The sequence below is a fragment of the Caballeronia ptereochthonis genome, from assembly GCF_001545075.1.
Lineage (GTDB): Bacteria > Pseudomonadota > Gammaproteobacteria > Burkholderiales > Burkholderiaceae > Caballeronia > Caballeronia ptereochthonis.
The window spans coordinates 141,975-155,615 of record NZ_FCOB02000016.1 but is presented as its reverse complement, the minus strand read 5'-3'; the positions used below and the strand labels follow the sequence as shown (position 1 = coordinate 155,615).

The 13,641-nt window shown below is 62.9% G+C and carries 16 protein-coding genes and 1 tRNA gene; 6 read left to right on the top strand and 11 right to left on the bottom strand.

Going from position 1 to position 13,641, the window contains the following annotated elements; translation table 11 throughout:
• Position 1 precedes the first annotated feature (1 nt).
• The 6 genes from AWB83_RS18415 to AWB83_RS18390 all read right to left on the bottom strand — a co-directional run bounded on the left by AWB83_RS18415 (position 2) and on the right by AWB83_RS18390 (position 2,901).
• Complete coding sequence (locus AWB83_RS18415) at positions 2 to 409, bottom strand: VOC family protein (RefSeq protein ID WP_087047049.1); 408 nt, start codon at positions 407 to 409, stop codon at positions 2 to 4.
• Between the two features lie 108 nt (positions 410 to 517).
• Positions 518 to 593, bottom strand: a tRNA-Ala gene (locus AWB83_RS18410).
• Positions 594 to 653: 60 nt separating this feature from the next.
• The gene (locus AWB83_RS18405; protein ID WP_167389128.1) at positions 654 to 1,007 is read right to left on the bottom strand and encodes a c-type cytochrome; all 354 of its coding nucleotides are present in this window, start codon (positions 1,005 to 1,007) and stop codon (positions 654 to 656) included.
• Positions 1,004 to 1,810: a BON domain-containing protein gene (locus tag AWB83_RS18400; RefSeq protein WP_087047048.1), complete on the bottom strand. Its 807-nt coding sequence runs from the start codon at positions 1,808 to 1,810 to the stop codon at positions 1,004 to 1,006. Before AWB83_RS18400 ends, AWB83_RS18405 begins: the two co-directional genes overlap by 4 nt.
• Before the next feature lie 23 nt (positions 1,811 to 1,833).
• Positions 1,834 to 2,421, bottom strand: coding sequence for a phosphoheptose isomerase (locus tag AWB83_RS18395; protein WP_087047047.1), 588 nt, complete (start codon positions 2,419 to 2,421; stop codon positions 1,834 to 1,836).
• Between the two features lie 126 nt (positions 2,422 to 2,547).
• Entirely contained in the window at positions 2,548 to 2,901 is a 354-nt protein-coding gene (locus AWB83_RS18390) for a YraN family protein (RefSeq protein WP_087047046.1), read from the bottom strand.
• Positions 2,902 to 2,981: 80 nt separating this feature from the next.
• On the opposite strand from AWB83_RS18390, the gene rsmI reads away from it, so the two are divergent.
• Complete coding sequence (rsmI, locus tag AWB83_RS18385) at positions 2,982 to 3,872, top strand: 16S rRNA (cytidine(1402)-2'-O)-methyltransferase (protein WP_087047074.1); 891 nt, start codon at positions 2,982 to 2,984, stop codon at positions 3,870 to 3,872.
• Positions 3,873 to 3,934: 62 nt separating this feature from the next.
• On the opposite strand, the gene AWB83_RS18380 is transcribed toward rsmI, so the two are convergent.
• Entirely contained in the window at positions 3,935 to 4,540 is a 606-nt protein-coding gene (locus tag AWB83_RS18380; protein ID WP_087047045.1) for a septal ring lytic transglycosylase RlpA family protein, read from the bottom strand.
• Positions 4,541 to 5,205: 665 nt separating this feature from the next.
• On the opposite strand from AWB83_RS18380, the gene AWB83_RS18375 reads away from it, so the two are divergent.
• The 3 genes from AWB83_RS18375 (at position 5,206) to AWB83_RS18365 (ending at position 7,036) form a co-directional block, all read left to right on the top strand.
• Positions 5,206 to 5,850, top strand: a complete 645-nt coding sequence (locus tag AWB83_RS18375; RefSeq protein ID WP_087047044.1) for an MBL fold metallo-hydrolase — start codon at positions 5,206 to 5,208, stop codon at positions 5,848 to 5,850.
• A complete protein-coding gene (locus tag AWB83_RS18370) occupies positions 5,847 to 6,482 on the top strand; it encodes a 3'-5' exonuclease family protein (protein WP_087047043.1) in 636 nt (211 codons plus the stop codon). Before AWB83_RS18375 ends, AWB83_RS18370 begins: the two co-directional genes overlap by 4 nt.
• 95 nt (positions 6,483 to 6,577) lie before the next feature.
• Positions 6,578 to 7,036 (top strand): Lrp/AsnC family transcriptional regulator, encoded by a 459-nt coding sequence (locus AWB83_RS18365; protein ID WP_008352298.1) that lies wholly within the window; start codon positions 6,578 to 6,580, stop codon positions 7,034 to 7,036.
• Positions 7,037 to 7,045: 9 nt separating this feature from the next.
• Here AWB83_RS18365 and AWB83_RS18360 read toward each other — a convergent pair whose 3' ends face one another.
• From AWB83_RS18360 to AWB83_RS18350, 3 genes are all read right to left on the bottom strand, one after another.
• Positions 7,046 to 8,230 (bottom strand): cation diffusion facilitator family transporter, encoded by a 1,185-nt coding sequence (locus AWB83_RS18360; RefSeq protein WP_087047042.1) that lies wholly within the window; start codon positions 8,228 to 8,230, stop codon positions 7,046 to 7,048.
• Between the two features lie 214 nt (positions 8,231 to 8,444).
• Positions 8,445 to 8,750 carry an H-NS histone family protein gene (locus AWB83_RS18355; protein ID WP_087047041.1) on the bottom strand — a complete coding sequence of 102 codons (306 nt, stop codon included), beginning with the start codon at positions 8,748 to 8,750 and terminating at the stop codon, positions 8,445 to 8,447.
• Between the two features lie 364 nt (positions 8,751 to 9,114).
• The gene (locus AWB83_RS18350; protein ID WP_087047040.1) at positions 9,115 to 9,780 is read right to left on the bottom strand and encodes a HugZ family pyridoxamine 5'-phosphate oxidase; all 666 of its coding nucleotides are present in this window, start codon (positions 9,778 to 9,780) and stop codon (positions 9,115 to 9,117) included.
• Positions 9,781 to 9,935: 155 nt separating this feature from the next.
• Here AWB83_RS18350 and AWB83_RS18345 point away from each other — a divergent pair, with 155 nt between their 5' ends.
• Positions 9,936 to 11,162, top strand: a complete 1,227-nt coding sequence (locus AWB83_RS18345) for an MFS transporter (RefSeq protein ID WP_087047073.1) — start codon at positions 9,936 to 9,938, stop codon at positions 11,160 to 11,162.
• Between the two features lie 57 nt (positions 11,163 to 11,219).
• Here AWB83_RS18345 and AWB83_RS18340 read toward each other — a convergent pair whose 3' ends face one another.
• Positions 11,220 to 12,365, bottom strand: a complete 1,146-nt coding sequence (locus tag AWB83_RS18340; protein ID WP_087047039.1) for a branched-chain amino acid ABC transporter substrate-binding protein — start codon at positions 12,363 to 12,365, stop codon at positions 11,220 to 11,222.
• Between the two features lie 544 nt (positions 12,366 to 12,909).
• Between AWB83_RS18340 and AWB83_RS18335 the strand changes: the two genes are divergently transcribed.
• Positions 12,910 to 13,614 (top strand): dienelactone hydrolase family protein, encoded by a 705-nt coding sequence (locus tag AWB83_RS18335; RefSeq protein WP_087047038.1) that lies wholly within the window; start codon positions 12,910 to 12,912, stop codon positions 13,612 to 13,614.
• The last annotated feature ends 27 nt before the right edge of the window (positions 13,615 to 13,641 follow it).

Sequence of the window (13,641 nt, the reverse complement as noted above, 5' to 3'; positions counted from 1 at the left end):
CTCACGCTTCTGGTGGCCCCTTGAGCTCGATCATGTTGCCTTCGGGATCGAACAGATAGAGCGAAGGACCGAAGCCTTCGGCGCCATAACGCCGCGCCTCTTCGCCGATGCGCGCGCCATGCTCTTCCAGATGCGCGCGCAACGCATCCGGATCGAACGGCTCGACGCGCACGCACAAGTGATCCATATTGCGGCCGGCGCCCGGCTGGCCGCTTTCCGGACGGTCGATCCTCGCGCCCACGGCCAGCAGATCGATCAGCGAGCGGCCCGCGCGCATCTGCACGAGACCGAGGTCGCGCTGTTCCTTCTCGACCGGACAGCCGAGCACGGTGCGGTAGAAATGCACCATGTTGTCGAGATCGGCACAGCGGATCACGACGTGGTCGATTTCGCGGATACTGAAGTGCATGTCGCCCCTCTCACGTTGGATATGAGAATCAGTTTAATGTGAGGGGGAAGCGGACAGGCGGAGGGGAATGAAAAAGGGCTTGGCGTTTAAGCCAAGCCCTTTGAATTCTGGTGGAGAGGAGGAGGATCGAACTCCCGACCTTCGCATTGCGAACGCGACGCTCTCCCAGCTGAGCTACCCCCCCAACGAATGAAAATTGTACCACAGCCACCGCGCCCAGAGGCAAGCCCTCCGACGAGTCAGCTTACTTCTGCGGCGCGCCCGCCAGCACCCACGCGACGACGGTCCTGATATCCGCGTCGGTCATCTTGGGATGCGAAGGCATCGGAATCGGGCCCCAGACGCCAGCGCCGCCGTTCTTCACCTTCTTTTCGAGCTTGGCGCCCGCCTGGGCATCGCCCTTGTACTTCTCGGCGACCTGCTGAAACGACGGCCCCACGAGCTTGCGATCGATCGCGTGACATCCCATGCACGCGTTGCTGCGCGCAACCGCCATTGCGTCGGCGGAAGAGGCGGAAGAAACGGGCTGCTCCGCAGCGAACACCCCGAAAGACGCGGCGACGAGCACCGCGCCAGACATCACGCGCAACATCGTCATTTCGCCGCCGGTGCCGGATTCGGATTACCCGGATGCACGTCCGAGTTCTTGACCGGCGCGGGCGACTGCTGATCCAGCGGACGCGAAGTCACGCCCGAATCCGGGACCGCACCGACCGTCGCTTCGGCGGGAACTGGCGCGCTCGCCGTGGACACCGCGCTCGCATCGGATGCGGCTGCCGCTTCCAGCGCCCGCGCCTCTTCCGGCTTGATGTACTGGAACACCTTCACGACCTGCTCGACACCCGGCGCCCGCGCGGCGACATCCGCGCCGTGCGCGCCTTCGTCCGGCGTCACGAGCCCCATCAGATAGACGACGCCTCGCTCGCACACGACCTTGTAGTAGTTCGCGCGCAAGTCCTTCTCGCCGACCATCGCGGTCTTGACGCGGCCTTCGAGATACGAGTCGTTCGCGCGAGACGAGATCGAGCTCGCGCCCTGAACCGATAGTTCGTTCACGATGCTGCCGACGTTGTTGATGTCGCGCACGACCGCCTCGGCCTTCTGCTTCGACGCTTCATCAGGCACTTCGCCGGTCAGCAGCACACGCCGGTTGAAGACGGTCACGTTGACATGCGCCGTATCGGGCACGTTTTCGTTGATCCGCGAGAGCGCCTTCACCTGAATCTCGCGGTCTTCGGTCTGCGCACCGAGCGTGCGGCGATCGGTGGCGATCAACGTGCCGCCCGCAGCCGCGCCGACGACCGCGAGCGCGCAGCCCTGCAACGTCAATGCGACTCCCGACAACATGCTCACCACCAGCGTGGCGTTGGCCAGCGTCGCCTTGACGCGTGTCTTGTTCATCAACTCCGTTCCCCCTTTCAGTTTCAATCGTCGCCGAGCAGCATCGCATCGATGCCGTCGCACAGACAGTGAATGGTCAGCAGATGGACTTCCTGAATACGCGCTGTCCGCTCGGCAGGCACGCAGATGTGGATATCGGTCTCGGCAAGCACTTCGGACAACACGCCGCCACCATTGCCGGTCAGCGCGATCACGATCATTTCGCGCTCGTGCGCTTCCTGAACGGCCGCGAGCACGTTGACGGAGTTCCCCGACGTGCTGAGCGCAAGCAGCACGTCGCCCGCCTGGCCGAGCGCGCGCACCTGATTCGAGAAGATCTGCTCGAACGCGTAGTCGTTGCCGATGGCCGTGAGAATCGACGTGTCGGTCGTAAGCGCAATGGCGGGCAAGCCGGGACGCTCGCGCTCGAAGCGGCCGATCAATTGCGCGGCGAAGCGTTGCGCATCGGCAGCGGATCCGCCGTTGCCGCAAACGAGAATCTTGGAGCCGTTGGCGAGCGCGCCGAACAGCGTGTCGACGGCAGCCGCGATCGGGACCGCCAGCGTGTCGAGTGCTTCGAGTGTGAGCGCCGCGTTGTCGCGGAAATGCTGTTGGATACGTTCGACTGACATCGACTCTCGATTATCGGCCGCGGCGTGCGGCGATGTGTGGCACGTGACTTGAGCGCCCGAAGCATCATTGCCTGGGCGCAGGTTGTTGCGCAGTTTACCGCAAGCATCACGCGGCGCACCGCAGGTTCAGGCCTCGTCGGCGCGAAAAGCGTCAGCCAGCCAATGGATGCGGCCGGCATCGAACGCGACGACATCGAAGCGGCACGCGGGCATCGCGCCACGCCATGTCGCGAGGAAATGCTGCGCGGCGTGCACGAGCCGCGCGCGCTTTCTCGCATCGACGCTCGCCACTGCATTCGCGAACCGCCTGCTGCTTCTCGCCCGCACTTCGACGAATACGAGCGCGCCGCGTTCATCGATCATGACGAGATCGATCTCGCCGCCCCGGCACGTCACGTTGCGCGCGACGAGGCGCAGGCGTTGCCGCTGCAGGAATTCGAGCGCGCGCGACTCGAATGCGTCGCCGAGCGTTTTGGACACGACTTCTCCAGAAAAGTTGTCGAAGGACCACCGGGTTCACGCGTGGCAAAATGACGTCCTTTCCCTCGACGCCCGCGCTCATGCTTCAGCTCTCCGAACTCGCCGACGGGCAGACTTATCCGACGGGCGCGCTGTATGTCGTCGCCACGCCGATCGGCAACGTCGCGGACATCACCGTGCGCGCGCTCCATGTGCTCGGGCTCGTGGACCGCATCGCCGCCGAGGACACGCGCAACACCGCGCAATTGCTCGCGCGCTATGGCATTTCGAAGCCTTCGATCGCGGTGCACGAGCACAACGAGAACAGCGCCGCCGCGCGCGTGATCGAGCATCTGAAGAACGGCGAGCGCATCGCGTGCGTGTCGGACGCGGGCACGCCCGGCATTTCCGATCCCGGCGCGCGTCTCGTCGACGCCGTGCGCGAAGCGGGGCTGCCCGTCATTCCGCTGCCGGGCGCGAGCGCGCTCACCACGGCGCTGAGCGCGGCGGGCGCGTGGGTGCGCGGCTTTTCCTTCATCGGCTTTCTGCCCGCGAAACCGAAGCAGCGCGCGACGCAGCTGCGCACGCTCGCGAGTCATCCGATGGCGCTAGTGTTCTACGAAGCGCCGCATCGCATCGTCGAGACGACGCGCGCGCTCGCCGATGCTTTCGGCGGCGAGCGGCAACTGTTGATCGCCCGCGAATTGACGAAGTTACATGAGAGCCTGCATCGCTGCACCCTGGCCGAAGGGCCAGCGTGGCTCGAGGCCGATGCGAATCGTCAGCGCGGGGAATTCGTCCTGGTGGTGGAAGGCGCGCCCGAAACGCAGGACGCGGAAGACGCGCACGATGGGCTGCTCTCGACGCTGCTGGAGGAATTGTCGGTGAAGAGCGCGGCGCGCATCGCCGCGACGTTGACGGGCGCGTCGCGAAACGCGCTTTACGAGCGCGCGCTCGCGCTCGCGAAACGCGGTGACAGCGAAGAGGAATGAAAAACGGGCCGTCGCAAGACGGCCCGTCATGGCTCGCAAACTTCCGCAGCGAGTCTGATCGATCAGTTCACGTTGTCGTCGGCGAGAGACTGAGCCTGCTCTTCGCGCGCCGAACGCGCTTCCTGCTGCGTCAGACCCTCGATCTTCACCTTCTGCGTGCCGACGCCGCGCATGCCGAGCGCCGCCGCGGCAGCGTACGACAAGTCGATCACGCGTCCGCGCACGTAAGGACCGCGGTCGTTGATCTTCACGACCACCGTCTTCTGGTTGGACTCGTTCGTCACGCGCACCCACGACGCGAGCGGCAGCGTGCGGTGCGCCGCGGTCATGGCGTTCATGTTGAACTTCTCGCCGCTCGCGGTCTTGCGGCCATGGAACATGCGACCGTACCACGAGGCCTTGCCCTTCTGTTCGAAGCTGCCGACGTCCGGACCGGCCGTGATCGGCTCGGCGTTCGCGAGCGACCGATCCTGGCTCGGCTTCTCGGCCGGGACTGCGGAGAGGTGCGAATCGAATGCGAGCGGCGCAGTCGAGCGGGCACCGCCCGTGCTCAGAGTGTTTGTGGTCTGAGGATTGGATGCAACATCGCCCGAACCCGGCGCGGCGCAACCCGCCAGCACGCCAACTGCCAGCAGGCTCCCCACATGTCGAATAAATCGAGCATTCATAGACGTGTATCAACGATAAATGAGCGGCCGCGCAGCGCTGGTCGGCGCGCGCAAGGCCACTCGAGGCAAGACCCGCGCAAAGCACAACGCCGTTCGGTCAAGCGAACGGCGAGCCCTGCTCGGATGCGGCGTACTCGTGCCGCAAAGCCCGGTTATTGTTCACGTCTGGCGCAACCTGTCCCCGGCAGCCTGACCAGACCCCACATGCCGCCATCGAACGTGGCATCACATCCGTGCGCTGAAAAGGCCAAGTGCAAGCGCAGGAACGGCGGCGTAGGCCCCATCCGGCGTGATGGCAGCAAGGGCCAACTGACAGACGCGCGGCGTCTGGCCGGACAAGACGTGTGCACCTACTGAGGTGCTTGAGTTGCAATTGCGAGGCTTTTGGCCCCCAACAGCGTACTGATGGCGATTGTAAAAACGCACTGGCGTTCTGACATTCGCCCATTGACGGCATGGTTAACTCCATGCACAAGTGATGCCATTATACAAAAAAACCGGGGTTCGGCTCGTCAGACTGCGCAAACAGTCATTGATTTTCGCTATGGGCGTAAGAATTGCCGGGTTTTGGCGCATTTTGAAGACCGAAACAGCCCGCGTCGCGGATGTTTCGGCACCGGTACAATGAACGTTTTTACAGGCCGTCTTGTATCGACGACAGTCATATGAAAGTCATTCTCGTTCCCGTGACGCCCTTCCAGCAGAACTGCTCCATCGTGATCTGCGAGGCGACGAAGCGCGCCGCGATCGTCGACCCCGGCGGCGACATCGAGCGAATCATCGCGGAAGTCGAACGGCAGGGCGTGACCGTCGAGAAGATTCTTCTGACGCATGGTCATCTCGATCACTGCGGCGGCGCGAAGGCGCTCGCGGACCACTACGGCATCAATATTGAAGGTCCGCATCGGGAGGATGCTTTCTGGATCGACCAGTTGCCCGCCCAGAGCCAGCGATTCGGCTTTGCGGACGCACAGGCATTCACGCCCGAGCGCTGGCTCGACGACGGCGACTCCGTGCAATTCGGCGACGAAACCATGGAAGTCCATTTCTGCCCGGGCCACACGCCCGGCCATGTGGTTTTCTTCAGCCGCAAGCACAAGCTGGCGTTCGTCGGCGACGTGCTGTTCGCCGGTTCGATCGGCCGGACGGATTTTCCGCGCGGCAATCACGCGGACCTCATCCGCTCGATCCGGGAAAAGCTCTGGCCGCTCGGCGAAGACGTCACGTTCGTTCCCGGTCACGGCCCCGCGTCGACATTCGGCGACGAGCGGCGCAGCAACCCGTTCGTCGGTGACGAGGTGGCGGCGTGAACGCGATTCCCGAAATCTACGTCAGCACGGACGTCGAAGCCGATGGCCCGATTCCCGGCCCGCATTCGATGCTGAGCTTCGCATCGGCGGCGTTCACGGCCGACAAGCAGCTGATCGCCACGTTCTCCGCGAATCTCGAGACGCTCGAGGGCGCGGCGCCGCACCCGGTCCAGGCCGCTTGGTGGAAGACGCAGCCGGACGCCTGGGCCGCGTGCCGCAAGGATCTGCAGAAACCGGAAATCGCCCTGCCCGCCTATGTCGAATGGGTGGAAGCGCTGCCCGGCAAGCCGGTGTTCGTCGCCTATCCGGCGGGCTTCGACTTCACCTATATGTTCTGGTACATGATGCGCTTCGCCGAGCGCTGCCCGTTTTCATGGTCGGCGCTCGACATCAAGACGCTCGCGTTCGCGATGACGGGTCTGCCGTACCGCAAGGCAATCAAGCCGCGCCTGCCGAAGCACTGGTTCGACGAACTGCCGCACACGCACGTCGCGCTCGACGATGCGATCGAGCAAGGCGCGCTCTTCTGCAACATGCTCGCGGAACTGCGGGCGTCCCAAGCCGCGTCCTCGCGGACGTCGGCCGACATGAACGACGACACGGAGGGTAAAAACGCGCAGGCAGGCCAGTGAGTTAGGGAAACTACCTCAGTGCAGGCGCGTTGCATTGCGTTTCTTTTCCGGCGCCTCTACCATTAGAGTCAGATCGCGACCGAACGGAGGCGCAGTTGACTCTCGATACATTCTCACAAAAAATCTTGCGTCTTCTGCAGCTGGACGCACGGCGCTCCGTTCAGGAAATCTCGGATCAGGTCGGCCTGTCGAGCACGCCGTGCTGGCGACGCATCAAGGACATGGAGCAATCCGGCGTCATTCAGCGCTATACCGCGCTGCTCGACCGGGAAAAGCTCGGCCTGCACGTGTGCGCGCTCGCGCATATCCATCTGACCCGGCACACGGAAGGCGGCGTCGAGCAGTTTGAACGCGAAATCGCCACTTGCCCGGAAGTGACCGAGTGCTACAGCACCACCGGCGAGTCCGACTACATCCTCAAGATCGTCGCACCGGATATCAAGGCGTACGACGCATTCCTGCACGATCGCATCTTCAAGATACCGGCCGTGGCACAGGTGCGAACCAGCGTCGTGCTCCGCGAAATCAAGTTCGACACGCAACTGCCGCTCTGAGGCGCGGCCTCAGCGCGGCGTGCCGACCGCCTTTCCGGACGTCGCCGCGGCGATATCGAGCGCCTGCGTCACGCGGACTTCGTGCGCGCCGAGCTGACGCCTGAGCGCAGCGAAATCGATCGCTTTCAGTCTGGAAGCCGCGTCATGCGCGATCGACGCCGGCAGCACGACGTCGATATCGAAGCCGCCACTCAGGTAGTGCAGGTTCAGCGACTCGACGGGAATCCTCTGCTGCGCGAACGCTGCGCGGACGGCGTCGCTTACCGTCGAACGCAATGGAAAATTGCCCGGCAACGGATTGAGCTCATCGCTTTCCGGATCGACGTGAATGAGCGCATCGATGACGCGCGGATCGGCCAGCACGTGCGCGCGCGCCGATTCGGCGATGAAATGTCCCTCCGAAACCGAAATCAGCGGATCGACGAGAATATGCGCATCGACAATCGCCAGGTCGCCCATTTTTCGCGTGCGCAGTTCATGAACTTCGCGCACACCGGGTGTGCCCAGCAAAATGCCGCGCAAATCTTCCGTGGTCGATTGATCGAGCGCGCGATCGGAGAGATCCTGTAAAGCATCCCACGCGAACGTCCACCCCATTTTGCCGATCAAAAATCCGACGAGCGCTGCGGCGATCGGGTCCAATATTCGAAATCCCGCCAGACTGCCGATAATTCCGAGCGCGACGACGAGTGAAGAGGCAGCATCGGAACGGGCATGCCAGGCGTTTGCGACCAGCATGGCGGAACGAACGCGTTCGGCGGCGCGAAGCATATAGCGAAAAAGCGCTTCCTTTGAAACAAGGACGATTATCGCGACTGCGAGCGCGACGGCGTGCACCGGCGGAATATCCTGAAGGTTCACGATCCGCGTTCCGGCACGCCACAACATTCCGACGCCAACCGCGACCAACAATCCACCGAGGAATAACGACGCCACGGTTTCATAGCGGCTATGACCGTAGTTATGGTCCACATCGGGCGCAGCGGCAGCCTGTCGATTGGCAATCAAGACGATAAAATCAGACACGATATCTGCCAGCGAATGAATGCCGTCGGCAATGAGTGCCTGAGAATGCCCAATAGTGCCGACGACGAGTTGCGCGGCAGTAAGCCCGCTATTAAGCGCAATGCTCGTCCAGGTGCTTCGGCGCGCGACCTCCTGTTTTTCCGCAGCGTGCGATGTCGAAAGCGACATGTAATATGCCTCAGGCCACTATGCAGGCACTTTATCACCCGCGAGGCGTGTCCGTCTCGAGGAGGCCGGCAGTAAGCCCTTCAAATCATACATTTAATTGGGCCGCGCTTTCCCGCCGGCCGAATGACGCCGTACACCGGAAAAAGCCTGCGGCGCAAATGAAAAGGCCGCGTCACTCGGACGCGGCCTTTGAATGCGAAATCCGACTCTGAACTTACTTGCTGATCAGGAAACTGTCGCGATCTTGCCCGGCGATCCACTTCGGCGGCTTTCCGCGGCCGGACCAAGTGCTGCCGCTTTCCGGGTCGCGATATTTCGGCGCCACGCCAGAGCGACTGCGCGACGATGCCTTCGACGCCTTCGCACCTCGGCCGCCTGCGAGTTCCTGAAGCGTGATGCCATAATCCGCCATTTTCTGCTTGATCTCATTAAGCACTTCGGCGTATTCACGCGACTTCGCTTCTTCAATCTGGCGTTCGAGAGACTCGCGCTGTGCGAGGAGTTCCTTGTATGAAGGCATGGCAATTCCCTAAGTGGTTTGCTGACTTGCGAATCGGCGCGCTCGCTTACAGTTATCAGTATAGCCTCGGACTGGCACGCAGATTAACACAAATCTTATTTTCGCGGCATATGCGAATTGCCGTTTAATAAAAGTTTAGGGACTTTCTTCGTAACATTTGCCGAATATTCCGAAATTGAGAGCAGCGGTTGATCCGGGCTAAAAGAGGCTGCTTGCATGCAGATTGAACCTTGGCGTTGGCATAAAATGAAAGCACGGCAGGTTTTGGCATTGGAAGGTTTCATGGAATGGCAACTTCGCTCGCTCTTTTGCGGTCGTGCTGTAATGTAATTCGGGACGCAACAGCGTTATCTACGCGCAAAACTCAGCTCTGTCTCTCAAAACAATCGATAAGCGCGGACTTCAATTCCTCGGTGGTCAGTCGCGGCTTATCGAATGTAAAACGATTGCGAGTGCCTCCAAGCAGCAAATCGCAGCCATACCGGTCTATCCCCAATAATTGGAGATTCTCGGGGCGTCCGGGATAAGCGTCGAAATATTCGCACAAGGAAGCTTCGTCTTCGTACGAAAGCGGCGCCAGCGAATCGAGTTCGTCGCCGGCAAGCCAGCCCATCGCCCCAAAGCCGCCGATATACCGCATTCGCTCGAGCGACATCACCCAGAAACAGAAGTCGCCGAGTTCCAGATAACGCCCGGCCTCCGGGTGATAGCGCAAATAGCGCCGCGCGAGTTCGCCGCTTGCTTCCGGCAAAACGGGCGCGAAACGTCCAAGCATCGTCAGGCGTTGTCCTTCCAGCACGCCACCTTGGGCCGCGTGCGCAACCAGAAAGCCGGCGCGCGGGTCGGCCTGCAGATTGCGCGTGTGCTCGGCGAGATGGCTGATGAGCAGCATCGGCATGTGGTTCGCGGTGAGCGCGAACGGCAACGCCGTCGGATACGGAAAGCCGCGCGGCTCGCGCGAATGCGTGGCGAGCGTGCCTTCCGGCACGCGATGCAGCAGGTGTAGCGGCGCTTGCGACGGAATATTCATCCGAACCCCATGCGATTGCGAATTGGTCGAAAGATGGTAATGCAGCGCAATCGAGCGTGTCTCCTGGCCGTTCGATAGAATCGAAAGCCTTCGCGTGCGATGGCATCATCTCCGGTTGCCTCTCGTTTCGCGCAATTCTCCAGAACGGCTTTTTTGTGTCCGACTCGACCACCGCATCCGCTTCCGCCCGCGAGTCCAATCCGACGCTCGCGCTGCATCGCAGCCTTCCGCACGCCACCCGCGCCCGCGCGCGCCACGCGACGATGGCCGTCTTCTTCATCGCGGGCATGATGTACGCCTCGTGGGGCGTGCACGTGCCGACCGTGCGCGACAAGTTCGCGCTGAGCCCGGGCATGCTCTCGTTCGCGCTGCTCGCGGTCGCGGGCGGCTCGATCTTCGCGATGCTCACCACCGGATCGTGGATCGCGCGCGCCGGCACGCGCACGGCGTGCATGGCGGGCGGCATCACGATGATGATTTGCGGCTCGCTGATTCTCGTGACGCCCTGGTTCTGGCTGCTGCTGGTGGTGCTCGCGGCGTTCGGCTTCGGCATGGCGACGCTCGACGTCGCGATGAACGCCGAGGCGAGCGCGGTCGAGCAGGCGCTGGGGCAGCCGATCATGTCGTCGCTGCACGGCATGTTCAGCATCGGCGGCATGGCGGGCGCGGCCGCGGGCGGCGCGCTGCTCGCGCACGGGCTCGCACCGGCCGCACATCTCGCGCTGGCGTCGGGCCTGAGTCTGCTCGTGCTGCTCGCTTCGATGCCCGCCGTGCTGCCGCACGTGCCGCATCACGAGGAACACGCAAAGGCGTCGTCCTCGAACCGCTGGCGCTCGGGCGCGCTGTGGGCGCTCGGCGGCCTGGCGCTCGTTGCGCTGATCGCCGAAGGCGCGATGTACGACTGGGCCACCGTCTACATGCGCGACGTCGTGGAGGCTTCGCCCTCGGTCTCGAGCGCCGCTTACGCGGCGTTCTCCGGCGGCATGGCCGCGGGGCGCTTCGGCGGCGACGCGGTGCGCGCGCGCTTCGGCGCGCCGCAACTGATTTTCGGCAGCGCCGGGCTCGCGTTCATCGGCATGGTGATGGCGCTCGTGCTGCCGAACACCATCGTCACGATGACCGGATTCACGTTGATGGGCCTCGGTCTCGCGAACATGATGCCGGTGCTGTTCGCGGCGGCGGCGCGAGTCGAAGGCGTGACGGCGGCCGAAGGTCTCGCGCAGGTCGCGGGGCTCGCGTATTTCGGCTTGCTGCTCGGGCCGGTGCTGATCGGCGGCGTCGCGCAAATCAGCAATCTGCCGATCGGGCTATGCGTGGTCGCGGCGTGCTGCGCGGTGATCACGCTCATCGGGCCGAAGATTCTCAAGCGCCTGAAGATATGAAAAAACGCGCGGATCCTGCGAATCCGCGCGTTTCCCGGGACCCAAGTCCTGCGGCACTTACATCTTCACGACGTCCAGCAGGGTCTTCTTGCCCTTCTTGTAGTCGTACAGCGAGATCACGCCGTGCTTCAGGTCGCCCTTCGAATCGAAGGTCGTCTGGCCGATCACACCCTTGTAGTCCGTGTTCGGCATCGCGGCGAGAATCTTGGCCGGATCGACCGAGTTCGCGCGCTTCATCGCGTCGACGATGATGTACACCGCGTCATACGTGAACGGCGCGTAGATCTGGATCGGCTGGCCGAAGCGCTTCTGGAACTTCGCCGCGAACGCCGCGCCGCCTTCCATCTTCTCGAGCGCCATGCCGGCTTCCGAGCACACGACGTTGTCGGTCGCGTCGCCGGCGAGATCAGCCAGCTTTTCCGTGCAGACGCCGTCGCCCGCGAGAACCTTCGCGCGCAGGCCGAGCTGCTTCGCCTGCTTGGCGAACGGGCCGCCGGTGGCGTCCATGCCGCCGTACATCACGGCGTCGGGATTCTCACCCTTGATCTTGGTCAGAATCGCGCGGAAATCGACAGCCTTGTCGTTGGTCGCGTCGTGCGAGATCACCTTCAGGCCGAGCGACTTGGCGGTCTTCTCGAACTCGTTCGCGAGACCCTGGCCGTAAGCGGTTGAGTCGTCGACCACGGCCACGCTCTTCACCTTCAGTTGCTTGGCCGCATAGTTGGCGAGCGCCGGGCCTTGCTGCGCATCGGTCGCGACGACGCGGTACGTCGTCTTGAAGCCTTGCTGCGTGTAGGTCGGATTCGTTGCCGACGGGGAAATCTGGACGATGCCCGCATCGCTGTAGATCTTCGACGCCGGGATCGACGTGCCGGAGTTCAGGTGACCGACGACCGCAACGACCTTGTCGTCGACGAGCTTCTGTGCGACCTGCGTGGCGGTACGCGGGTCAGCGGCATCGTCTTGCGGGTCCAGTTGCAGCGTGATCTTCTCGCCGCCGATCGTGAGACCCTTCGCATTGATCTCTTCGACTGCGAGCCGCGCGCCGTTTTCGTTGTCCTTGCCCAGGTGAGCAATGCCGCCGGTCAGCGGAGCGACGTGACCGATCTTGACGACCTGGTCGGCTGCTGCGGACGTTGCCAACGTAGCGAACAGCACGGCTGCGGCGCTGATCGGCAACAGTTTGTGAAGCTTGGTGTTCATGTAAGTCTCCAGTTTCGGTCCCAAAAACAACGTAATCGCCCTGTGCCCCGTCTTTCATCACGATCGCTCAGTCCCGTGGACGACCACGCCGGATGCATCGTCATGCACTTGGCAAGTCCTTCCGGCATGCCGTTTGTGACAGCCGCCGTCCGCACTGCGCGCAAGTGTAGGGTTGTCAAATTAATTTAGGGAAGTTTTTTAAGATACTGGTGTCACTACCAATTAGCGGCCAGTTGTGAGACGCCGCCGTTTGTGGTGGCGTCTGCGCGAAGATGCCCAGTACATGCGGGTTTCCGCGACATCGGCGCGCAAAGGTTTGGCCGCCATTCAAGATTGACGGAAGCGCGCCGATAGTCTCTGCCTGCTGTCATCTATTAGCCTGTTTTTTAAAGCTGCTTTTAGCTTGTGTTTAGACCAGCGCCTCTAAAAATCCGTCCGTGCGTCAAACGATGTGCCAGGGGCGCCGCGAGTGTCCAGGGCGTATGAAAGGGAAAGCTGGCAAACTCGCTCGATCAACCTTTCCACAAGCACAAGGAGCTTCGACGTGACCGTATCCGTGACTTCGCGCTGGATCGACATTCCCACCGATGGCGGCAGCTTCCAGGGTTATCTCGCGCTGCCCAAGACGGGCACCGGGCCGGCCGTGATCATCCTGCAGGAGATCTTCGGCGTGAACGGGCATATCCGCAGCGTCGCGGACCAGTACGCGGCCGACGGCTATATCGCGCTCGCGCCCGATGTCTTCTGGCGCACGCAGCCGCGCGTCGAGCTGGGCTACGAAGGCGCGGATCGCGAGAAGGCGATGGAGCTGCTGCAAAAGACCAACGCGGATGCCGCGGTCGCCGATGTCGGCGCGGCGGCGAAGGCACTGCGTGCGCTGCCCGAAGTGACGGGCAAGGTCGCGGCGATCGGCTACTGCTTCGGCGGCCGGCTCGCCTATCTCGCGGCGGCGCAGGGATCGGTGGATCTCGCGGTGGCCTACTACGGTGGCGGCATTCAGAACGCGCTCGACAAGGCCGATCAGATCAAGGTGCCGATCCAATTCCACTACGGCGAACTCGACGCGCACATTCCGGCCGACGCCGTGGACGCCGTGCGCCAACGTTTCGCGGGCCGCAAGGATGCGGAACTCTACGTGTACCCGCAGGCCGATCACGGCTTCAATTGCGGCGATCGCGCCTCGTACAACGCGAAGGCGTCAGGGCTCGCGCACGGGCGCACGCTGACGTTCCTCGGCGAGCATCTGTAATAAGGAGAGAGAGGCAGGCACGGTGCG